The organism is Actinophytocola sp. (assembly GCF_035712165.1).
Taxonomy (GTDB): domain Bacteria; phylum Actinomycetota; class Actinomycetes; order Mycobacteriales; family Pseudonocardiaceae; genus DASYTH01.
Genome location: NZ_DASTBH010000002.1, coordinates 1 through 22,604 on the forward strand (window position 1 = coordinate 1; position 22,604 = coordinate 22,604).

Here is a 22,604-nt window from a genome sequence, read left to right on the forward strand (position 1 = left end):
GGTCGCAACTCACCCAGGGCTCGCGTCGACATAGCGAGCCGACCAGTATGTCGTATCGGGTCCCTCGCCGAAAATCAACCAGTCGGGCTACAACGGAGCCACTCTTCGATGTTGGATTCGACAAAGTTGGCAAATCTGGGACAGAAACCATCCCGGCTCGGAATCGGTCACGACGTCGTTGACACGCGTACTCAGTGTTCACTCCCTCGTTCCCCCGACCCAATACGGGCCAGTCGGCGCCTTCGTCTATCGCAGCGATGTGAGTGTCCCCGCCGAGGTCCGTCCGCGGCGGGGGACGCCGCCAAAGAAAGCATGGCCGGAGCCGCTGCCCCGCACCCTGCCCCCTCAGGTAGCCACTGACCTGCTGGACTCCGCTCGCGACCCACCGCGAGCTGCGAGTAACGACGCAGAAGATCAAGACCGTCAGCAAAGTAGCGGCCCTGAGTGGTATTCACTTCCCGCCAAACCCAGCCAGGTCCATCTCGATAAAGCAGGTCGGGCGTTACGACAATTAGGGTATTGCTGGCGGGATCATGGGCAACGGTGCTCCGGCACGGTGCCAGACGTCGTAGTATGTAGTATCAGCGCATGCGCTACTCGTAGTGTGCACTTGCGCGGACCGTGGGGGTTCAAATCCCACACGATCGGACGGGATTGACTCGCACCCGACTGGAGTCCGGGAACGCCGCTGGTAGAGGGCGGCCCGCATGTGCACCGCAACATGAAAGATGCGACGTTAGTCGAGGCCCTGCAACCTACGTCTATGACGGTCCCTCGTGATGTCCGTGTGCTGCTGCTCTCTCCGCCGGTCCAGACACATGAATGGCTGACCAACAAGCCGAACGCGGGGCTGGCCTACCCCAATTTGGCCGGTGCCTTGCGCGACCACGGGGTAGACGTGCGGATCTTCGATGCCTCCGTCGGTGACGACGACGATCCGCTCGAGGAGATGTTCGCTCATCCCACGCTGTTACCGACCGGTTTCCTGCGCACGGGGGTCGGCGACGAGCGGATCCTGCAGGTGGCAGCGGACTACGACATCGTTGGTATTTCGTCGATCTTTACCGACCAGGAGACGACCGCGCTGCACTGCGCGCGGCTGATCCGGGCGGCCTACCCCGACAAAGTGCTCATCACCGGCGGGGTCAACGCGCGGTCACGGATGTCGCGGTTCTTCGCGGCCGGCTTCGATGTGGTGTGCCTGTCGGAGGGCGAGGCCACGATCGTGGACATCGTCGACGCGGTGCGGCGCTCGCATCGGCCGGACTACTCGGCGATCCACGGCATAGCATATGTCGACTCCAGCGGAGTCACCCGGGTCAAGCCCCCCCGCGCACAGGACGTGGTGTGGGACCTCGACACGTTGCCGATGCCGGCGTGGGATCTGCTGCCCAACGAGCGGTACTGGACCCTGGCTCGACCGATCGGTACGGGCAAGTCGGAAACTCTGCGGTACGCCAACATGATGACCTCGCTCGGTTGCCCGTTCCACTGCTCGTACTGCCACATCTCCAAAGAGCAGGAGGTCGGCAGTCTCAGCGGGCCGATCGGAAAGTTCCGCGTCAAGTCCGATAGCCGGGTGCTGGCCGAACTCGACGTACTCAAGGATCTCGGCGTGCAGGACCTGTTCATCGAGGACGATTCGCTGCTGGGTGACAAGAAGCGCGCGCTGCGCCTGCTGGGTAAGATCCAGGGGTCGGGATTCAACATCTCCGACCTGAACGGCATTAACGTCCTCCACCTGCTCAAGCGCTGGCAGCCCGACCACGAGGTGCTGGAGGCACTGGCCTCGGCCGGGTTCAGCGAGATCAGCCTGCCGTTCGAGACGGGCAGCCTGCGGCTCATGCGTAAGTACGCAAGCAACAAGCTCAACATCGAGAGGGCGAATATCCAATCGCTGATCGTCGCGATGAAAGAGTACGGCTTCACGATCTACGGCCACTACATGCTCGGCTATCCGGACGAGACGATGGAGGAGCTCCAGCAGACCCTCCAGCTCGCCCGGGACCACGTCTCCTACGGCCTGGACGGGGCGCACTTCTTCGTCGTGGTGCCGCTGCCCGGCACCACGCTCTACGACCAGGTGATCGCCGACGGACTCCACAAGGAGGACTTCGACCCGGACACGATGAATATCCACCGGGCCAACATGACCGGCGCCCTCATACCGAGAGAGGAACTGGAGGAGATCCGCCACCGAGCATGGGAAGAGATCAACACAACTTCGTACAAGAACTCGAAGAAGAGCACGGTCCCGAGGACCACGCCAACCGACGTCGTGGCTGCCCAGAGGGCCAGCTGAGCTGGGAACGTTCTGTTGGTCGTCCTGCTTCTAATTTCCGGCGGCTAGCCGACTCTGGTGTGTACCAGTGGCTAGATCAGGCGGTGCCCAACGCGGACCGCAGCGCTCCGCGAGCAGCGCTCTGATCAGCACTCCGACCATACGCGCACCTGCGATACCACCCCGGGTGATCTGATTAGTTGATCAATTTGTAGGGTGCGCGTCGTGACTGAGCACACGGAGTTACGGTGGATGTACTGCGAGGGTTGGGATGCCGAGCGCCGCGCGATTGCCGGCCGGCTGGCCACGGGAACGGCGCGGGACCGTGACCAGCGCGGCGAGCAGTACGCATTCTGTGTTGTGGCGCCGGACAACGAGCGGGTGGTCAAGGTCGTCGAGATCGCGTGGCAGCACCACTTCGCCCGCTACTGGTCGCTGGACGAACAGGGCCGGCGAACCCACATGGTCGAATACCGCAAACTCGACGACAGACTGCTACGCCGGCTCACCGAGGAATGGACGTACCCGGACGACGAGTGTCCGGAGTTCGACGAGGATCGCTGCGATCTGGTCAGGATGCTGCACGACGAGGACGGGTCGGCTCAGCGCCTAGAACTGACCGACGGCAGCCGCGATGTGCGTAACACGGAGGTAGACGCGGCCGGACTGGTCTGCGAGGTGCCCCGCTTCGGCGACTGGTCCAACCTGATCGAAGAGGCTGGCCCGGGCGTGACGTTGGTGGCGATGGACCCGGACACGGAGGAGTCGGCCACGCCACCGTGGCAGCCGCCCATGCCGATGCGACCCGACCTAGCTGGCTCCTACTTCCAGCCGGGCGTGAAGTGGACGCTGCGCGGCCGGACCTCGGAGGATGTCGTGGTGACCGAGGTCGTGCACGCCGGCACGGTGCGGACGCCCAGTGGTCGTCTGGTCGCGGCCGACCCCTCTCTCCTGCACTACGGGATGCAAGGTTTCGAGGCCACGGTCCCGCCCGGCGAATACCCGGTCGAGCTGGCCATGATCCGATTCGTCGATGAGCCGGACCACGTGCGCGTGGCGGCGGCCAAACTGGTCGTATCCACGGAGCCGGTGGTGTCCTGGGAACACGCCGTCGAACCAGGAGAGGATCCGCGGCTGCTCCCCGACGGTCAGTTCTTCTATTTCATCGTCGACACCGGCCAGGCATGCTTTGCCGACGCCGAAGCCCGCGACGACCTTTCGGACATCGTCAGCACCGCACTCGACGATCCGGACAGTCCGATCTGCGCTGTTTGGGGCGCCAAGACGGCAGAGCTAGCCGATCCCGAGTCGGGAGGCTCGTTGGTCGCCTTCTCCTCTGGCTGGGGTGACGGTATGTACCCGACCTGGCTCGGCCGTACCGCGACCGGTGAGGTCGCCTGCTTCGTCATCGACCTGCTCATTCTGCGCAACGCGATCTTGCCGTGGGACACGTGATCGGCTCATGCGCCGCTGCGTCCGAGGTCGCAGTGCGCCGACCGGATTCGGCCCCGATACTCAACGGGGCTTCGGCGGCGTGCCGACACCGGTGGTCGCCGGGTTGACCCCCTGCTCGCGTCGAATCGGAGTTCAACTGGTGTCCCCGACCTTGTTTGGCCTCGGCCTGTTGATCCGGTTCCTTGTCTGACCCCAACCAGGTGTCACTCAGCAGCCCTTGACGCGCCGGACCCGGCGCCGGGTGGCGCGGTTCGACGGACGCTGGGCCGGTCCGACTGGCGGCGCGGCCAACACCCGCGGGCCGCCGGCCGAAGGTGCCGGTGCGGTCCGTTGGATCGCGAACGCCCGGATGAGGGCGTCCAGGCGGAAACTTCCCGAGTTCAGGCCGCGGCGCAGCATCCCGGCCTCGACCAGCTCTTCGATCGGCTCGTCCGCGTCGCCCACCGCGTTGAGGACGATGTGCTCGCACGGCGCGTGCCGGGCCAGGTAGCCGAGCAGCGACGTGGCCCGGCCGCTCAGCCGCTGGTATACCGAGTTGAGGGCCTGCTGCACGGAAATGTCACCGATCCGCAGCCAGCGGGGCAGCACGCCGGGCTCGGCCAGCCGGGACACCGCACCGCCCAGGTCCAGGTTCGGTCGGGCCGCGAGCTTTCTGGTGGCGACGTCCAACGCCAGCGGAAGGTCGCCACAGAGCGCGGCGAGCCGGTCGCACGCCACCCGGTCCCGGTCGTCGACGTCGACCGCCGCACTGATCATCGCGATCGAGTCGGCCCTGGACAGCACATCCAACTGCACTCGGCGAACATCGCGCAGACCGAGCAGCCGCCGCCGGCTGACCATGATGGTGACGGTGCGCGGCGCCGGGGCGAGCAGCGTCCGGGCCGTGCTCTCGTTGGGCACGTTGTCCAGCAACACAACCAGGCGCCGTTCGGCGAGAAGTGAGCGGTAGAGCCCGGCCCGCTGGTCCGGGCTGTTCGGCAGGTGCTCACCGGCGACGCCGAGTGCCTGCAGGAACCCGCTGAGCACGGTGTCGGCCCCCTGCTCGGCCAGGTCCGGCGATCCGAGGTCGGCATACAGCTGACCGTCGACCTGCTGATCGGCGATCGCATGTGCGTGCCGCAGCGCGAGCTCGCTCTTGCCAACCCCCACCGGCCCGCTGATCAGCACCGGTGCCCCCCGTTCCACAAGTCCGCCGTTGAGTTGACGCAACTCGGCGGCCCGGCCCGGCGAGCCGCGTGGCCGCAGCGGCAGTTGCGCAGGCCTTGGCAGCGGTGTGGCGACTCCGGCGGCCGGCCGCGGCACCGGCCGGGTCTGCCTGGGGCCGGCGACGTCGTGCCAGCGTTGCTCCCAGACCGCCAGGTCACCTTGGCAGGCCCGCACGAAGGCGAGGGCCACCTCCAGCGAAGGCAGCCGGTGACCACTTGCCGCGTGAGACAATACCGATGGCGAAAACAATGCACTTCGCGCCATCTCCCGATACGTGATTCTACCCGCGTCCACGCGCAATCTACGTAGATCACGAGCGAACTCCGCCACCGCTCCCCCCGAAGCGTCTAAAGGTCTCTCTGGCCGCCCCATTTTGTGCTCCCCCGTCAAACCTCGTGATGATCACGATTTCCGACTCCCCGCAGCGATACTATGCGCGGTCACCGGGCGCGTCAACCGAACTTCACGGGCCACGTTGCGTGCCTACATGAACACGCAGCCGAGTGGGGATTGGGAGAAATATTACACCTGTTGAGCCCAATTCGTAACCACGCGATTCAGCACGTCCATCGGCAATGGGCCGGTGCCCAGAACGAGATCGTGGAAGTTCCGAATGTCGAAATTATGAGCGAGCGCGATTTGCGATTCCTTACGCAGGCGTTGCAATTCCAGTCGGCCGGTCAGGTACGAAAGCGCCTGCCCGGGATACTCGATGTAGCGATCGATCTCTCCGCCCGCTTCCGTGGCGCCGAGCAGGGTATTGGTCAGCAGGTAGTTGACCGCCCGGGACCGGCTCCAGCCCAGGGCGTGCAGACCGGTGTCGACGACGAGTCGGGCCGCCCGCAGGGAGTCCTGCCCGAGCATGCCCAGCCGGGCCAGCGGGCCCGAGTACAGGTCCATCTCGTCGGCCAGACGTTCGGCGTACAGGCCCCACCCCTCGATGTAGGCATTGATCCAGGCCAGCCGACGCAGCGGAAGCAGTTCGGACAGGGTCTGGGCAACGGAAAACTGGAAATGATGCCCCGGTACGCCCTCATGGAATGCGATCGCCTCGGCGACATAGCGGGCCCGCTCGGTGGGCGCACTCACGTTGACGAAGTAGGTTCCAGTTCGCGAGCCGTCGAGAGTCGCCGGAATATAGTAGCCAGGCGGCCCGTCCAATTCCGGAGCGACCACGACGGCACAGGGTTCCGCGGGAGCCGAGGCGAACCATTGGGGCGCGACTGCTTCCGCTCGCGCGACCGATTTCTTGACCGTTTCCAGAATCTCATTCGAATCCCGCCAGCGCAGATCGGCGTCGCTGCGTAACCGATCGCGTACGGAAGTGGCACTGGATACGCCGAATACCTGCCTGCCGATCTGCGAATATTCGTCCGCCAACGCCTCTAGATGATCCAGACCGAGCTGGTGCAACTCACGGGGATCGAGCGCCGTGGTGGTGTGCATCCGTGCGAGGGCGGCATAGGTACGCTCGCCGTCGGTCACCCAGCAGAGACCGGGACGCTCCGCCGGCCGGCCGTGCGGAGCGATCTCATCGTGTAGCACCGCGCGGTAAGCGGCGAAGGCCGGCCGGACCGCATCGACCCAGAGCCGGTCGCGACGTTCCGCCGCCGCGGGGGACAGCGGCACCTCGCCGAACGGATCCCGGCCGGTTCCGGCGAGTTGCGCGTCGAGCCGGCCAAGGGCGTGGGCGGCCCGCTCGGCGACCGGAGTGCGCCCGGAGGCGATTCCCGCGCGGTGCCGCCTGGCCGCCTTGGCCAGGAATTCTGGGATCGCGGCCAACCTGGCCAAGAAGTTCCGCTCCTGGTCCGCACCGGCCGGGCGGGTATTCGGCAGCACGCCGAGCAGCCGGCCGAGTGCCGAATGGTCGTACCCGGACATGGTGTGCTCGACCAGCCGCGCGTCGATACGGGTGATCAGCGCCTCGGCCTGCTGACAAATCACCGCGCGGTCGACCCACTCGGCACCGTCCCGCTCGCCTGCCGCCCGGGTCGCGATCGCCGTTGCCCGGCGCCGTAGTTCGTGCTGGGCCGGCTCATCGAGGTCCGCGAGCCGGTCGGCATGGTGCGGGTAGCCCTCGATGGCGTCGTTGAGCGGATCCTCCTCGACGATCAGGTCGAGAAGCTGGTTCGACAAGGAGGCGACGTCATCCGACATCGCGTGCCGACACATCCTCCGGTGCCGGCTCCGGTGCGGGTTCGGGCTCGAACCGCACGTTCATGCCGACCAGCGCGCACAGCGCGGCGATCGCGCCGATGATGCCGCACAACAGCCAGATCCCGTTGCCGAGCTTGTCCCACGCCAGCACGCCAAGCACCGGTCCCAGTGCGGAGCCGAGTCCGAACATGGCCTGGGCCGCACCGACGTAGCGGGCCTTCACCGCGGCCGGGTACCTGGCCGGGTGGGCGAAGCTGCTCGGTCCGCCGATCATGATGCCGGACACGAACACCACGATGCCGATCAGGATCAGCGCCGCCGAGTCGGTCGAGAGTCCGAACACCGCAAGTCCGGCGCCCATCACGAGATTGCCGAGCGCGCTGGCCACGTTGGGCGGCCAGTGCCGCACATAGGTGGTGACCTTGAGCTCGCACAGGATGAGGATGACGGACGAGGTCGCCAGCGCCACACTGTAGAGCGCCGCCGGATGGTTCTCCGAGGTGATCTTGAGTGGCAGGGCGACCACGTACTGCACGTAGATCGCCGCACTGATCAGCATGGACAGCAGGAAGAGCAGGAACCTGCCGTCCCGCAACATAGTCGCGTACACCGACCGGCTGTCGGAGGTCGGCTCGCTCTCCTGCGCATGCGGCGGCGTCTTCGGCAGCCACACGATCGCGAGCAGCGCGTAGGCCCCCGCGGTGATCGCGTCGAACCAGAACAACCAGTCCCAGTCGAGCAGGATCAACCCGGCGGCGATCAACGGGCCAACGGCGGCACCGATGTTCATCGCGATCCGCATCATCGAAAAGGCCATCAGCCGGTGCTCGTCCGGCATCAGGTCGCTGAGCAGCACCGCGGCCGCGGGACGGTAGGACTGCGTGGCCAGACCGCCAAGCAACACCGCGGCGAGCAGGAACCCGAACCGGTCCGAATCGGACAGAAACGGTACCGACCCGACGATCAGCGCCGAGGCACTCATGGCCACCGCGATCGTCGTTCGAGCCCCGAGGCGGTGGGTGAGCTCGCCGCCGAGCAGCGTGCCGAGCACCGCGCCCGCGCTGTACACGGTCAACGCGGCGCCGGCCTGGCCGAGCGAAAGACCCCGCACGGTCAGGTAGAGCACGAGGAAGGTCTGGACGAACGCGCCCATCTGGTTGATGAACACGCCACCGAGCAGGTAGCGAACCGGCGTGGGGGTGGTCTTCAAGGTTGCGAAGACTCCCGGCGCCGCCTCCGCTTTCGTCGCATTCACGGTGTCAACTCCATCTGTCGCTGCCGATGCTCTGCTCATGGCGGAACACGTTGTCCGGGTCGTACCTGCGTTTCACCTCGACCAGGCGCTCGTAGTTGCCGCCGTAGTAGGCCCACGCCCAGTCCTCGAGGTCGGGATCCGGGAAGTTCTGGTACACCGAGTCGGACAGCCAGGGCCGCATGGCCGCGTGAAAACCGTGCAGCCACCGCAGGTTGGCCGCGACGACGTCGGCGGAGTCGGCCGCGGTCCACGAGGTGTCGATCGAGGCGAGGAAGAACGTGTCGCGGTGTACGAAGGCGGTCGCGTCCGGCGCGACCCGGTTGATTTGCCCGCCCCAGGCGAACATTCCGATCCCACCGCCGTCGGGATTGGTGCTGCCGGGCCATCGGCCGACCCACGCACAGATCTCTTCGAAAGCCGCGTCGGGCACCGGTTCCTTGGCGAAGTTGTTGCGCATGGCGAAGCTGTCGCCGGACGTGGCGTGCATGAGCTGCCGGTTCGCCTCCCAGTACGTCCGGTGCTGTACCGCATCCGTGCGGGGCGGCACGGCGGCCCGCACCTCGTCGAGCAGCGGCGCAAGTTCGCCGGGCGTCCCGATGAACTGGCCGACGGCGGTGACCAGGCGGTTGCCTTCGGCCTGCGCCCCCGCGGTCCCGGCGGTGCTCACCCCCATACGCACGCAGAACTCGTCCGGCGCGGTGAGCAGCACCCGTTGCACGGCGGAAAGAGCCGGCACGGCGTCGGACCAGCGCCAGGTGAGCTCGAACGTGGTCACATCGGACACCGGCCGCGTCTGGAACACGAACGACACGTGCACGCCGAAGTTGCCGCCACCGCCGCCGCGGCAGGCCCAGAACAGGTCGGGGTGCGCGGTCTCGCTGCAGGTCAGCACGGCACCGTCGGCCGTGACCAGAGTGGTCTCGACCATAGCGTCGAGCGTGAGGCCGAACTTGCGGGAGGAGTACGCCCCGCCGCCGCCGAGGGCGAGGCCGGCGACCCCGACCAGCGGGCTGGTCCCGGTCGGGAACGCGAACTCGTAGGGCCGCACGGCGTCGTAGACCTGGCCGACCCGGGTGCCTCCGCCGACGGTGACCAGCCCGGTCGACTCCTCGGCCAACGCCCGGCCCATCCGGCCCATGTCGATGACCAGCCCGTCGTTGACCGAGAAGCCGGCGAAGCTGTGGCCGCCCGACCGCGGGACGATGTCCACCCCGTGGTCACGTGCCCACCGGATCGCCGTGCGGACGTCCTCGACGCCGGCCACCGACAGCACGGCGGCCGGCCTTCGGTCGGCGTAGCGGCGGTTGAACAGTTCGCTGTTGACGCGGAACCCCGGGCTGCCCGGCAGGAAGACGCTGCCCTTGACCACCCGGTCGAGGGAACTCCAGTCGGGTGCTGCGATTCGCTGTGCTGCTGGCGACGCGGTCATGTACGAGTGCCCTCCTCGCGGTCGATGTCGCCGTCATTTCAACGGAACCGCGGGTTGACCGGCAGCATTCACAGGGCCGGACAATCAATCGCGCGCCCTGGCCGGCGCGGAGCCTCGGGCCTGCGGCTCAGTGGCGGAAAAGCGGGTCGATATCGCCGAATCCGAGCGCCCCGTCGAGCTCTCCGTAGCTGCCCTTCGTCAGCAGCTCGGTCGCCGCGCGCTGGGCCACCGTGTAGGCCGCCTGCGTGATCCCGCTACCCACGCTGACCCGACGCACGCCCTTGGCTTCGAAGTCGGCGACGTTCGGCGCGCCAGGTCCAGCCATAACGTTGACCGGCAAGGAAACCGCCCGCACCAGCCGCTCCAGCTCGGCCAGGTCGACGAGGCCGGGCACGAACAGGCAGTCGGCGCCGGCCTCCGCGTACGCCGCGGCCCGCGCGACCACGTCGTCGAACCGTCCGCCCGGCTCGCCGATCTGGAACAGGAAGACATCGGTCCGCGCGTTGATCACCAGGCCGGGCAGTCCGGCGCGCTCCGCGGCGGTGCGGCCGGCACGCAGCCGCTCGGCCTGCTCGGCGACCTCGAACAGCGGCCCGCCGGGCGCCCGGGAGTCCTCCAGGTTCACCCCGACCGCACCGGCGCCGATGATCGCTTCGACGGTCGCGGCGATGTCCTCGGGCGCGGGACCGTACCCGCCCTCGACGTCGGCGGTGACCGGAACCTGAACCGCGTCGGCGATGCGCCGGACCGATTCGACCATGTCGGCTCGGGTCAGGTTCTGTCCGTCCGAGTAACCCAGGGCCCAGGAGATCCCGCCGCTGGTGGTGGCGATGGCCTTCGCTCCGGCCTGCGCGATCAACACCGCGCTGCCCGCGTCCCACGCGTTCGGCAGCACCAGAGCCGGACCATCATGCAGCGCGCGCAGGGTGCTCGCCTTTGCCCGCTGAACCTCGTTCACCACGTCGTTCCTCGCTTAATTGTTTGAGACTCACCCAGTGGACCGAACAATAGCGCCAACCGGCCGTGCGGGGTCGATTGCCGAGCCGGCGGCAACCATGATGTCGCAAAGCTGCCAGGCGAGGCTCAGTGCACGCGGCGGTCAACCGAGGAACCGCGATAGCGAATGGTCCAGAGGCTGCGCCGAAGGTAGGTGCGCTGCAGCCAGCGGTCCCGGCCGTCGTGCCGGGCGAAGAACTGCGACCGGGCATGCAGTCCCTTGCGGTTGTTGATCAGCAGGGCGGTACCCGGCGTGAGCTTGACCTGGTGGCCGACCTCCCGGCAGGCGCCCTGCAGATCGCGCAGCGCCTGCTCGGCTTCGGGGGTGAGCCCGCGCACGCCGTTCGCCGAAACGGCGATCTCCGGCGAGTCCACCGGACCGGAAATGACCGCGACCGGGGAGGACAACACCTCGGTCCCATTGGCCACATCGCGTACATAACTACCCGGCGCGTTCAGCCTGAAGAGGAGCGAGCGCAGCGTCCCGACGACGTGTGGGGGCAAGCGGCGCGTGATATCGCGGGCGTCGGCGTAATAGGTGACCGCACTCTTGTCGCCATCCTGGCGAAGGCAGTGCAGCACCAGGAAATCGGGGTTGGACACGTCGTAGCGGCCGGTCTCGTCATACACGATGTCGTTGTGGAAATTGAGAAACACGGTCGAGCTCTGGTTGGTCTGGGTGGTCGCGCCCGCGGGCACCGGAACCACGTCGTGCACCAGGCGGCCGCTCTTTTCGGTGGTGATGCCGACCGGCTCGCCGAGCAGTTGGCTCAGGCCGAGCAGCACGGCCTCGGCGACGAACGTCCGCTTGCTCGTGCTCGGCTCGCCGTCCACCGGTGTCTCCGGAAGCTCCGGATCCACCGGCAGGTTGCGGACCAGCAGCACGCCCGGCGTGTCGACATGCCGGCCGAAGTCCAGGATCGTCTGCAACTGTTCGACCGGCAGTTGGGCGAAGATCGCGTGGAGCCGGGCCAGCGACCGGTCGATGTCGAGAACCGGGTTCGGGAACGGCCTCAGCACGCTGCCGAGCGCGTCGCGCACGGCGTCGCCAAGCACGACCTCGCCGAAGGTCTCGGTGGCGATCCGCGGCCGGCGGGCGATGGTGCCCTGATTGCTGATCATGATGACGGTGTCTCCTGTTCGGCATGCAGTTCCAAGGTGCAGCACTTGACGCTGCCGCCGGCCTTGCGTAACTCGGTCAGGTCCGCGCCGATCGCCTCGAAACCGCGCTCGCGTAGCCGGGCGATCAGGCCGGTGGCAGACTGGGGGAGCACCACGTGTCTGCCGTCGGACACGGCGTTGAGGCCGAAGGCCACCGCGTCGGCTTCGGACGCGGTGATGGCATCGGGGTAGAGCTTCCGCAGCAGCCCGCGGCTTTCCGTGGAGAACGCCGGGGGGAAGTACATGATCGTCTCGTGGTCCAGCACGGCCAGTGCGGTGTCCAGGTGGTAGAAGCGTGGGTCGACCAGGGTCAGCCCGGTCACCGGGACGCCGAAGAACTCCTCGGACTCCGCATGGGACCGGGCATCGGTGCGGAATCCCGTTCCGGCCAGCAGCCGGGACCCGGTGTACAGGTAGTCGCCCTGGCCCTCGTTGGTCCACCGTGCTTGCCGGACCTGGGCTTGCCGGACCTGGGCCTGCCGGACCTGGCCGAAGCCCCGCTCGGTGAAGTGGTCCAGATAGGCCAGGGACTCCGGGCGACGCTGCGCGTGCCGGAACCGGGCGACGAGCACCCGGCCGGCGAGCACCGTCGCGCCATTGGCCGCGAACACCATGTCCGGCAGGCCGGCCCGCGGCTCGAGCAGTTCGACCCGGTGACCGAGATCGAGGTAGAGATCGCGCAGCCACTCCCACTGTGTGACGGCGAGATCGCTGAAGGTGGGTTTCCTCGGATCCATCCAGGGATTGATCGAGTACTGGACGTCGAAATGAGTCGGTCTGACCATGAGATAGTGCCGCTGGGTGGCCGCACGCCGCACGCTGTCCTCCACGCTGTCGTTGAATGTCATCGGGTTCGTCGCCGGTCGGCCAACCGGACCTCGATCTTGCCGGCCAGGTCGGTCGCGGTACGCATGGCGTCGTCGAAGGACGTGCCCACCGCCCCAAGGCCGCCGAGGATGTTGTTCCCGTCCGGCGGCCGCCGGATGACGTCGCCGGGCTGAGCCATGATCTTGAGAAAGAACAGCCCGTCCGCGTTGGTCACTTCGGGCGGCACGCCAACGGACTCGACCGTGCCCGGAGCGCAGAGCAGGCACATCGCCGCGGTGTGCACCGTGGTCGGGCGGAAGTGGTGCACGTCCGGGCGCACCCCGCGGGCCACGTCCAGCACCGCCCGGATCGGGTCGTAGCCCGCGGAGAGCCGGGCCATGTGGTCCAGGCCGCCGCCGCCGGGCCGGGCCGCGATCTCCAGTAGGAACGGCCGGCCGCGGTGGAAGCGCACCTCCGCGTGCAGGGCGCTCCTGGTCAGGCCCTGCGCCCGCACCCCGGCCGCGACCACCGCGTGCACCTCGGCGACCTGGTCGGGCGTCAGCGCGGTCGGTGCGTGATGCACGTCGTCGTCGAAGGTGTCACCTTCCATCGTGACCCTGTCCACAATGGAGCCGAGGTAGGTCTCGCCGTCCCAGGCCAGCGCCTCGATGAGATGCTCGTGACCATCCAGAAAGGACTCGACGAGCAAGCCGTGCGGGCCCAGGTCCAACCCGTCGGCTTCCATGTCGTACCACATCATCTGATCGATGCCGGCCGCCGCCTGCCGGTACCGGTCGCGCAGCTGGTCCGGGCCGTCCACTCGGAACACGAAGTTGCTGGCGGCGCCGAGGGTCGGCTTGATGATCACCGGGTAGCCGAACTCCGCGGCGGCCCGCAGAGCCTGCTCGAGCCCGGTCACGAAACGGAACCGCGGATGTGCCACCCCGCCGCGCTCGTGCGCCTGCCGCATCAGCAGCTTGTTACGACTGGTACGGGCCGCGTCGACGCCGATGCCCGGCAGACCGAGCGCGGCGGCGACGGCGGCCACCGCGACCACGGCGGACTCGGAGAAGGTCAACACACCGTCGAAGTGCTGCTCGGCGTGCCAGGCCGCCGCGTGCTGGATCAGGTCGTCGACGTGCTTGCTGCCCGCGCGCCGGTACCGGTCGGCCGGCCAGAGGTCGTCGGTGCCGATGCCGTTGAGCACGTACAGGTCCGCACCCTGGTCGGCAACCTGCCGGTACCGGGACTGGTAGTAGTAGGAGTTCTGGCTGGCTTCCACGCCGAGCAGCTTCACGGCAACACCTCACTGACGGATCGGGCTTGGCGGTGGCCTGTCGGGATGTCCGGCGCCACCCAGACGGTCGGGTGATCGAGGGGGTCGAGTCCGGTCGGCTCGAGGTCGGCACCGGTCAGGTGGCCGACGAGACATTCGGCGATCAGCGGCGCGAACTTGAACGACGCGCCCCCGCAGGCGGCGTAGGACACGACCCGCTCGCCGAGCACGGCAAGCATCGAGCCTCCGGTGGCCGCCCGGGTCAGGTAGTAGCAGTCCCGCGTGTCGATCAGCCATTCGGCGCGCAGTGCCGGAACCACCTCGGCGAACGAGCCGAGGAGACGGTCGCGCCAGTGCGGCGGCGTGGTGTTGTCGCCGACCTCGGACACCACCCGGCCCGCACTCGGGTCGCTGAGCTTGAGCGGGGCCGTGGCCACCGGCGGCACCAACCATCCCCCGCCGGTCGGGCCGAGCGCGCGCAGCACCGGCGTCGCCGACCACCGCCGTGCATCCGATGGCGGAACATCGCAGTAGATCATGCTCTGCCGGTGCAGTACGAGCTCGCCGGCAAGGTCGGGGGGCAGCAGCGCTCGAGACCACGGGCCGACCGCGAGCAGCACCGCATCCGCGCGCACCAGCTCGCCGCCGGCCAGCTGGACGGTGGCGTTGTCCGTGTCGATCCAGACCGCCCTGCGGTGCGGGTGCAGCCGTGCCCGAGCACTCCAGCGCAGCCAGCCGACACAGGCCGCCAACACTCGGTCGGCCAGCAGCACACCGGTGTGCGGTTCGAGCACGCCGCTGGTGCCAGGTGGGAACACCACATGCGGGAAGCGGGCCGTGAGCTCGTCCGGGGGCAGGATGCTGGCCGGAGCCCCGACGCCGGCCAGCATCGCCATGGTGTCCGGCAGTTCCCGGTCGGCTACGGCGGTCAGCGCGCCGATCTGCTCGTAGAACCTGGTGGACAGCCGATCCTGCAGATCGATCCAGCGCAGGTGCGCGCGCATGGCCGCGGCGGCCACCACCGGATCCGGGTGCAGCGCATGGATGACGCGGTGCCGGTCGAAGGATGTGGCGCCGGAGAAGGGAATGTCGGCCTGGTCGACCAGCACCACATCGTGGCCGGCCGACACACAGTTGACGGCGCTCAGCAGCGCGATGACACCGCCGCCGACGATAGCGATTCGCATGGCCTCCTCCGGGCGCACCCCACTGGATCTCCTGCGTCATTCAAGCCACGCGTCCGGTTGACCGGAACGATCGCGGGCCGTGGACAATCAACCCGCAACCTCGACGATGCTCGAGGTTCCCTGTTCGGCGTGCGCGCCGTAGCGTTCCCACCGCTCGTCGAGCCGAATGCGACCGTCCGGAAGAAACACGGGCTTGTTCGTGCTGTGCCCGGAGATCACCGCGCCGCCGGCAAGCACCATGGTGTAGGCGAAGTCGAGCGTGCCGTCCGGGGCGCAGGTGCCGGTGAGCGACCCGCGTCGCACCTCTCCGCCGGCGAACTCGGCCCACACCAGATCGTCGCGCTGGTGATACGTCGCCACCGGCGCGTCCGGATCGGAGGTGACCTTGCGAAACCTGCGGCCGTCATAGTTGATCATTGCCGTGCTCCTCACGCGAGCCGTGGTCGTGGTCGGGAAACCAGAGATCATCGGCGGTCAGCGCCGACACGTGGTACTTGCCAAGGGCGCTCAACAGCAGTCGCAGCTCCAGTTCCAGGCACCGCACCAGCCGGACCAGCCCGTCGGTGGCGTCCTCGCTCACCGCGAGCAACGCGGCCCGGCCGAGGCCGACCGCGGTCGCGCCCATCGCCAAGCACTTCAATGCCCGCGCGCCCTCCCAGATCCGGCCGGACGCCAGCAGCGCCGCCGCGCCGTCACTGTGCTTGCCGATCCGGCGCAGGCACTCGGCCAGCGGGAGTCCGACCTGATCGAGGAAAACCGAGGGGGCCCATCCGGTTCCACCCTCGGCGCCGTCCACGGTGACCGCGTCCGCCCCGGCCGACCAGGCCACCTGGGCGGCATGCCCGACATCGCGACCGGGATGCAGCTTCACCCACACCCGGGCACGCGGATAGTTGTTGCGCATCAAGCGAATCTGCTGACGCAAGATCTCCTCGGTGAACGTGCCCGGGCTGCTGCTGCGCAGCACCATGGCCTCATCGGGACCGAACGGGTCGTCCACGGTGTACTGCTCGGACACCGACGCGGCGGCAGCGCGGGTGAGCACGGTCATGCCGCCCAGCCCGGGTTTGGCGCCCTGGCCCACCTTCAGCTCGAACGCCAGCCGCCCACTCTCGAGCAGCATGGTGGCGAACGGGTCGCTGTAGACCAGGTTCCACACCTCAGCGTCGGCGTCCTCGGTGCTCTGCTGCACCACGACGCCGCCGACCCCGTCCGGCACGGCGTGCGCGTAGGCCCGGATCCGGCCGATCAGGCCGTGTTCGGCCGCGTCGGCCAGGCGGCCGTAGCCGTGCATCGGCACCACGTTCTCCCCGATGACCATCGGGATGCCCAGCCGGGCGGCCTGCTCGCTCGCCGCGACACCCAGCTGCCCGCCCGCCACCTGGGTGGAGCCGAAGGCGCACAGGAAAACCGGGAGTGGCGCGGCGAACCCGCCGATGGAAGACCTCAGATCGACGTCACCGTAGAGCGGTTCCCGACCCAGCTCGAACATCTTCTCCAGCCGCTGCGGCACGAAGACCGGGGGCACGATCCGCGCCAGGTCGAGATCCCCGGCGTCGGCCCCGGGCGCGGCGCCGAACAGTGTGTGCCCGTAGCCGTCGATGCCGGGGAAGATCGCCGCAGTGCCGTCCCGGGCGCGGGCCCGAATGGCCGGCTCTGGCAGGTGCGGGGCCCGGATGTGGGTCATGGCGACGCGATCCCCGGCAGCTTCGGGTAGGCGCTGGCCTGCCACACGGCATCCAGCCCGGCGAGGTAACGGGTCACCCGCTCCAGACCGAGGCCGAAACCCGCGCTCGGGCGCAGGCCCTCCCTTGCCAGATCGAGGTACCAGGCGTACTTGGCCGGGTTCTCCCCGGTCTCCCGCATTCGTTCGATCAGGCGCCGGTACTCGAAGGTGCGCTCGCCGCCACTGCACAGCTCGCCGAACCCGTCCGGGGCGATGAGGTCGAAGTTGCGCAGCACGCCCGGCTCGGTGTAGGACTCGCCGTCGGTGAAGCCCCGTGAGCCCTTCGGATAGTCGACGATGAAGAACGGCCGGTCGGTGTGCTCGGAGATCAGCTTCTCGCCGGCCCAGTTGATCTCGGCGTCGGTGCTCTGATCCTGTGCCAGGCCTCGCACCCTGGCCACCGCCTGGGTATGGGTCATCCGCTCGAAGTCCTGCCGCAGCATGGGCTCGAACACCTCGGGGTTGCGGCGCAGGGCCATCAGGTCCACTGTGGACTCATGCAGCACGTGGCGAACGACGTGCCTGAGCAGGCCCTGCACCAGGTCGAGGACGTCCTCGCGACTGGCCTCCGCCACCTCGACGTCGATCTGGGTGAACTCGGCCAGGTGCCGGCCGGTGGTCGCGGTCTCGAGCGGCTCCAACCTGACATTCGGCGCGATGTAGAACACCTTGTCGAAGGCGAGCAGGGATGCCTGCTTGTACAGGATGACGCTGGTCATCAGCTTGTACTTGTGGCCGTAGTAGTCCACATCGACCTGTTTGGCGCCGCGGCAGCCCGGGTCGGTCACCGGCCCGATGAGCGGCGGGGTCAACTCCTGGAAACCGAGCCCACCCAGGTAGTCCCGGGTGGCGATGGTGATGTTGTTCTGAATACGCAGAGCGGCCTGGGTGATCGGTGAGCGCAGGTGCTCTCGCGTTCCCGGCGGCAGCTCGCCGGCCGGAGCCGCGGTCATTGCCGACATCTGGGTCATTGGTTACTCCCTGTTCTCAGCTGTGGCGGGCCGTGGTCGGAACCCGCGAGCACCATCGGCGGCGCCCCGAACCGGTCGTCGAACGTGCGCTCGACGTAGCGCAGGGCGTTCAGCAGGTCGGCGGAGGTCATCCGCTCGGTGGCTGGCAACTCGACCAGATCGCCGATCGGCAGCGAGCCGATCCGTTGCCACTCCAGCCTTCCGTCGGCGCCGAGGCGGCCGCGGGTCCGTCCGGCGTTGTCCGGATGCAGGCAGAACGGCACGTCGAGCTGGCCGCGGGCGAACGCGATCACGAGCGCCCGGCCGATGTCGTCGTGCAGCGCGAGAACGTTGTCCACCAACGCTTTCGCCTGCATGAGGAGGCCCGTGTCGGCAGGGGCCGGGCGCTGTGGCACGCCCCTGGCGGCCGCGGCCGCGCACTCGAGGGCCGCCACGTTCTCGGCCACCGTCGGCAACCGGTGCGCCTCGGCGGTGGTCTTGACGATCAGCCGGCTCGCCCCGGCCCGTGCGGCCAGCCGCGCCGAGTCGGCGAGCAACCGCCGGGCCCCGCCCGCGGTGCGCGGAAAGACGCCCATGTAGGTGTAGATCACGACGTGGGTGCGGGCATCCGGGACGTACCGGCGGATCAGCTCGCGCAGCGCCGCGACCGCCTCCTCGTCCTGGACCGCGTGGGTCTGCTGCGCGTAGCTGAACGAGATGCACCGCACGCCGTGCTGCCGGAAGAACATGCCCTCCAACACACTCAGCGCGACCAGCAATGCCGGCGGGCAGAGCTGGCCCATCATGCAGCCGCCGAACGTCTCCAGGTGCGGTTCACCGCCGCCCGCGGCCAGCATCTCGCAGGCTTCCCGCCAGTTGCGCACGGCCGTGGCCAGCGGCAGTCGGCTGTACGGCAGGCAGTAGGACACCGGGCCGCCTTCGGTGGCGTCAAGGCCGAAGTCCAACAGGGCCCGCACGATCCTTCGCGGGTCGGCGGAGCCGTGCCGGACCTGCACCGGAAACCCGGGCGTGACAACCCGGTCGAGCATCGCCGCGGTTGTGCCGCGGTCGCGGTCCACCAGCGGATAGCCGTTGAGGTCGGCGCCGGCGGCGATCGCCCGGCGCGACGCGTCGTGATCGCCCACTCTGGTGTAGCTGTCCAGCGTGATGGTGCCGACGGTGGCGGCACGCGCGGCCCGGGTTCGCAGCAGCCCATGCCGCATGCATGCCGGGCAGGAGAATCCCATGCGCGGCTGGACGACCAGTTCGCCCCGCCCGGCGTGGCCGGCGACCACCTCGCCGAACGACTCCGGCCGCGCGGTCACCGGGCGCCAATCGGGGTGCCGGCCCGGCTGGCGAGCCGGTGCACGTATGAGCGGAACTCGCCGGTGTCCTCGAACACGGCGTCGAAACCGGCTGCCAGCAACCGCCCGGCGTTGCGGCCGTCGCCGCCGCCCGCGACGTCGAGCTTGCCGCCGATCACCACCGGAACGGCCGCCGACTCGGGACAGGCCCGGATCGCCCCGATCAGCCGCAGGCCGTCGCGACAACCGTGCCCGTTCAGGCTGCTCACCACGACCAGGTCGGGGCGCCGGGTCACGCACTCGCACAGGATCGTCTCGTCCGGCGTGCAGCCGCCCAGATTGGTGACCAGGCAGCCCAGTTCCTCGAGGAGCAGTTGCAGGTAGACCAGATTCCAGGTGTGCGCGTCGGAGGACAGGCTGGTGACGACGGCGGAAAGTCTGGGTCCGCCAACGATTTCCATGCTCATGACGCTGCGGTCGCCAGCTCCGCGGGCCGCTCGGCCGGACGCATCTCGATGCGGATCAGGTCGGCGGCGGCCTCGGCCAGCCGCTGCGCCTGCGCCGGGTTGTCCGCGGTCACCATCACGTCGCCGACCCGGTCCCACGAGCTGCGCAGCCCGGCGAACTCCTGGCCCGCGGCGATGCTGACGTCGCAGTGAACCACCCCGGCGGCCCGCTCGGCCTCCTCGACCCCACGCACGTCGGCGACCACTCCCGGCTCGATCGACAGGAACCGCACCGCCGCGGCGCCCGCGGCCCGGCACGGCAGCACCTCCGGCAGTGGTTCGCCCTTCATCAGCGCGAAGTAGGCGCGGTTGAGCTCCACCGGGTAGGCCCGCTGAATCAGCTCGATGATGCCGTCACCGGCAAACCGGCCCGCACACTCCACCAGGTACGGGATGCCGTCCGAGACGATCCATTCACAGTGGACGATGCCGTCGCCGAAGCCGACCGCCGCCACCACCCGCCTGGTCTCGGCGGCGAGCGTCCCGGCAAGTTCCGGTGCGATGTCCGCGGGCACCACATGGCCCAGTTCCACCGGGCGCGGACCGGGAAACAGCTGCTTGCCGGTGACGTTGACGAACAGCTCATCGCCCGCCCGCACCAGCATCTCGACGCTGTACTCGGACCCTTCGACGTACCGCTCGGCCAGCATCCGCAGTTCCATGACCCGGTCTGGCACGTAGACGCCCTCGTCCTGCACCACGCAACTCGCCCAGGCCGCCTCGACCTGCGCCGGCTCGTGGATCACCTGTGTGCCGACCGACGCCTGCCGGTTCGCCGGTTTGAGCACGATCGGCCCGCTGCCGCCGCGCAGAAAGTCCAGCACATCGGCCGGGCCGTCCACCCGGACCATCTCCGGGTTGGCGATCCCGGCGGCCGCGCTGACCCGGCGCAACAGTTCCTTGTCCCGCAGGATCTGCGCGGCGCCGAGGCCGGCACCGGGCAGGCCGAGCCGCTCGGCGAGCCGGGCGGCGAACGGCGTCGCATACTCGGTCAGCGGGACCACCGCCGCCGGGTTGAGGTCGCCGTGCACCTGGTGGAACTCGTCGGCTTTGCCGGGTAGGTGGAACTCCCACGCGATCAGGTCACGGACCAGCCCGGCTCCGGCGATCTTGTCGCGCACCTGCCGCTTGCGGATGACATCGGGCTCCTCGACGAAGATCACCGAGTGGTCCGGCAGGATCTGCGCGAACGCGCTGAGTGCGGTGGCCACGAACCCGACGATCACGATTGGCTTGTCCGCCACGTTCTCTCCCGTTCGAACTTCTTAGGTTGGTCAGCTCAGTGCCGTGCGCAGATCCAGGCCTGGCACGGCGAATGCGGTGGTGTGGGTCAGGTCGAGCGCGCCGGGCCTCATGTCCGGTTCGAAGTCGCCCGCCCGGGCGGCGCTGGCGGCGAGGTCGATGAGGATCGGCGAGGCCGCGCTGACCAGCGCCCGCACCTGGAGGAACAGCTCACCGAGCACGGCCCGGAGCGCGTCCCGGTCCAGGTTCGCGGCCAGCGCGCGGGTCGCGTGGGCGCGCAACCGTTCCACGTTCTGCACCACCAGGTCGGCGGCCCGGCTCAGGCTGAAGCTGGGCAGCTCGAAACACAGGCTGAACCTGCGCAGTATCGCGGCGGCGTTGGACCGCGCCCGCGGTGAGACCGGTAGCGGCTGGGTGTCGCCACCCACCTCCGCGGTCAGCTTCGCCAGGTTCGCGGCGAGCTCGTTCCACGGGCCGACCAGCCGCTCGCCAACCACCTTGTCCAGCCCTGCCCGGCTGAAGTTGGTCCGCGCGTGCTCGGGTGCGGTCAGGTTGAGGTAGAACCGGACGATGTCCCTCGGCACCTCGGCCACCAGGTCCCGCGCCCAGATCACGTGCCCCTTGCTGGTGGAGAACTTCTCGTTCTCCAGCTCGTAGAACTCGTTGCACAGGATCGTGTCCGGCAGCACGTACCGGCCCTCGTGGGCGATCAGCTCCGCCACGTGCACAAGGGCCCAGATGAACAGGTTGTCGAAGCCGACGAAGAAGACCAGCTCCGCGTCGTGTTCGGCGCGCCACGCGTCGTCGTTGGCCGGCGGCTCGATACCGCGTTGCCGGCGCGCGTGCGCATGGCAGTACATCGACGCCGGCATTCCCTCGAGCCACGCGTTGAGCGTCTGCCCAGGGGTTTCCGCGAACGGCGCGGCCATGCCCCAGTCGACCGGGTAGGTGATCGGAAAATCGGGTAGCGGCCTGGCAAGCAGTTCCCGCATGAGCGACACCACATGCGGCCGCCAGGTGGTGGCCTTCGACTCATGGAAGGCGATCAGCCGCTCGCGGTACTCCTCCAGCGGAAAGACCAGGATCTCGGCCTCGCGGTAGGTGACCGGGTCGTCCGGGTCGAGGATGGACCATGGGTCGATCAGCGCGTCGAAGTCGATCGGGTGACCGCAGCTCTCGCAGATCCCGCCCCGGCTGTCAGCCAGGCAGGTCGGGCAGTCGCCGCCGACGAACCCTTCGACCAGGAACGTGTTGGTGCGCGTCGAATAGGGCAGCCGCACCGTGCGCTTGCGGAACATTCCCTTGTCGTACAACCGGTTGACGTAGTCGTACACGGTGGACCGGTAGCCGTCGTCGGTCGGAGCGAAGCCGTCCAGGTCGACGCCGATGGCCTCGAACGTGCGCTTGATCTGCAGCCAGGACTTCGTGGTCAGTGCCCCCGGTGTGGTGCCCTGCCGGGCCGCGCTGGTGACGACGTAGGTCTGGCTGTCGTCGCCACCAGACGCGAACAGCACCTCGCGGCCGGCCGCCCGTAGGTAGCGCACGTGCACATCGGCGGCCACGTAGGGGCCGGCAACGTGCCCGACGTGCATGTCGCCGTTGGTCGTGGGCGGCCCGCCGATCACCAGGACCGGTCGGGCGCCCACGTGCTGCGGTGCTGGCATCG

The 22,604-nt window shown here is 68.6% G+C and carries 18 protein-coding genes; 2 read left to right on the top strand and 16 right to left on the bottom strand.

Annotated elements, in window-relative coordinates; all coding sequences use genetic code 11:
• Positions 1-787 precede the first annotated feature (787 nt).
• Positions 788-2,302 (top strand): B12-binding domain-containing radical SAM protein, encoded by a 1,515-nt coding sequence (locus tag VFO68_RS00075; RefSeq protein ID WP_325156016.1) that lies wholly within the window; start codon positions 788-790, stop codon positions 2,300-2,302.
• Between the two features lie 360 nt (positions 2,303-2,662).
• Positions 2,663-3,736 (top strand): DUF4241 domain-containing protein, encoded by a 1,074-nt coding sequence (locus tag VFO68_RS00080; protein ID WP_325156017.1) that lies wholly within the window; start codon positions 2,663-2,665, stop codon positions 3,734-3,736.
• A gap of 207 nt (positions 3,737-3,943) precedes the next feature.
• Here the strand turns inward: VFO68_RS00080 and VFO68_RS00085 are convergent, their stop codons facing one another.
• The 16 genes from VFO68_RS00085 to VFO68_RS00160 form a co-directional block, all read right to left on the bottom strand.
• Positions 3,944-5,131 carry an NB-ARC domain-containing protein gene (locus tag VFO68_RS00085; protein ID WP_325156018.1) on the bottom strand — a complete coding sequence of 396 codons (1,188 nt, stop codon included), beginning with the start codon at positions 5,129-5,131 and terminating at the stop codon, positions 3,944-3,946.
• A 333-nt stretch (positions 5,132-5,464) separates the two neighbouring features.
• On the bottom strand, positions 5,465-7,099 hold the full coding sequence (locus tag VFO68_RS00090; RefSeq protein WP_325156019.1) for a DUF885 domain-containing protein: 1,635 nt from the start codon (positions 7,097-7,099) through the stop codon (positions 5,465-5,467).
• Complete coding sequence (locus VFO68_RS00095) at positions 7,089-8,309, bottom strand: MFS transporter (RefSeq protein WP_325156020.1); 1,221 nt, start codon at positions 8,307-8,309, stop codon at positions 7,089-7,091. Before VFO68_RS00095 ends, VFO68_RS00090 begins: the two co-directional genes overlap by 11 nt.
• A gap of 49 nt (positions 8,310-8,358) precedes the next feature.
• A complete protein-coding gene (locus VFO68_RS00100) occupies positions 8,359-9,783 on the bottom strand; it encodes an FAD-binding oxidoreductase (protein WP_325156021.1) in 1,425 nt (474 codons plus the stop codon).
• Between the two features lie 127 nt (positions 9,784-9,910).
• Positions 9,911-10,741 (bottom strand): isocitrate lyase/phosphoenolpyruvate mutase family protein, encoded by an 831-nt coding sequence (locus VFO68_RS00105; RefSeq protein ID WP_325156022.1) that lies wholly within the window; start codon positions 10,739-10,741, stop codon positions 9,911-9,913.
• A 125-nt stretch (positions 10,742-10,866) separates the two neighbouring features.
• Positions 10,867-11,901, bottom strand: a complete 1,035-nt coding sequence (locus VFO68_RS00110) for a TauD/TfdA family dioxygenase (protein WP_325156023.1) — start codon at positions 11,899-11,901, stop codon at positions 10,867-10,869.
• On the bottom strand, positions 11,898-12,788 hold the full coding sequence (ddaH, locus tag VFO68_RS00115; RefSeq protein ID WP_325156024.1) for a dimethylargininase: 891 nt from the start codon (positions 12,786-12,788) through the stop codon (positions 11,898-11,900). Before ddaH ends, VFO68_RS00110 begins: the two co-directional genes overlap by 4 nt.
• The gene (locus VFO68_RS00120) at positions 12,785-14,044 is read right to left on the bottom strand and encodes an ATP-grasp domain-containing protein (protein ID WP_325156025.1); all 1,260 of its coding nucleotides are present in this window, start codon (positions 14,042-14,044) and stop codon (positions 12,785-12,787) included. Before VFO68_RS00120 ends, ddaH begins: the two co-directional genes overlap by 4 nt.
• Positions 14,041-15,210: an FAD-dependent oxidoreductase gene (locus tag VFO68_RS00125; protein ID WP_325156026.1), complete on the bottom strand. Its 1,170-nt coding sequence runs from the start codon at positions 15,208-15,210 to the stop codon at positions 14,041-14,043. Before VFO68_RS00125 ends, VFO68_RS00120 begins: the two co-directional genes overlap by 4 nt.
• Positions 15,211-15,297: 87 nt before the next feature.
• A complete protein-coding gene (locus tag VFO68_RS00130) occupies positions 15,298-15,627 on the bottom strand; it encodes a hypothetical protein (RefSeq protein WP_325156027.1) in 330 nt (109 codons plus the stop codon).
• A complete protein-coding gene (locus tag VFO68_RS00135) occupies positions 15,614-16,897 on the bottom strand; it encodes a glutamate synthase-related protein (protein WP_325156028.1) in 1,284 nt (427 codons plus the stop codon). The genes VFO68_RS00130 and VFO68_RS00135 overlap by 14 nt, the downstream gene beginning before the upstream one ends.
• Positions 16,894-17,907, bottom strand: a complete 1,014-nt coding sequence (locus VFO68_RS00140) for an asparagine synthetase A (RefSeq protein WP_325156029.1) — start codon at positions 17,905-17,907, stop codon at positions 16,894-16,896. Before VFO68_RS00140 ends, VFO68_RS00135 begins: the two co-directional genes overlap by 4 nt.
• On the bottom strand, positions 17,904-19,211 hold the full coding sequence (locus VFO68_RS00145; protein ID WP_325156030.1) for a methylaspartate mutase: 1,308 nt from the start codon (positions 19,209-19,211) through the stop codon (positions 17,904-17,906). Before VFO68_RS00145 ends, VFO68_RS00140 begins: the two co-directional genes overlap by 4 nt.
• On the bottom strand, positions 19,208-19,651 hold the full coding sequence (locus VFO68_RS00150; RefSeq protein ID WP_325156031.1) for a cobalamin B12-binding domain-containing protein: 444 nt from the start codon (positions 19,649-19,651) through the stop codon (positions 19,208-19,210). Before VFO68_RS00150 ends, VFO68_RS00145 begins: the two co-directional genes overlap by 4 nt.
• A gap of 2 nt (positions 19,652-19,653) precedes the next feature.
• Positions 19,654-20,940, bottom strand: coding sequence for an ATP-grasp domain-containing protein (locus VFO68_RS00155; protein ID WP_325156032.1), 1,287 nt, complete (start codon positions 20,938-20,940; stop codon positions 19,654-19,656).
• Between the two features lie 30 nt (positions 20,941-20,970).
• Positions 20,971-22,602, bottom strand: a complete 1,632-nt coding sequence (locus VFO68_RS00160) for a class I tRNA ligase family protein (RefSeq protein ID WP_325156033.1) — start codon at positions 22,600-22,602, stop codon at positions 20,971-20,973.
• Between the last annotated feature and the right edge of the window lie 2 nt (positions 22,603-22,604).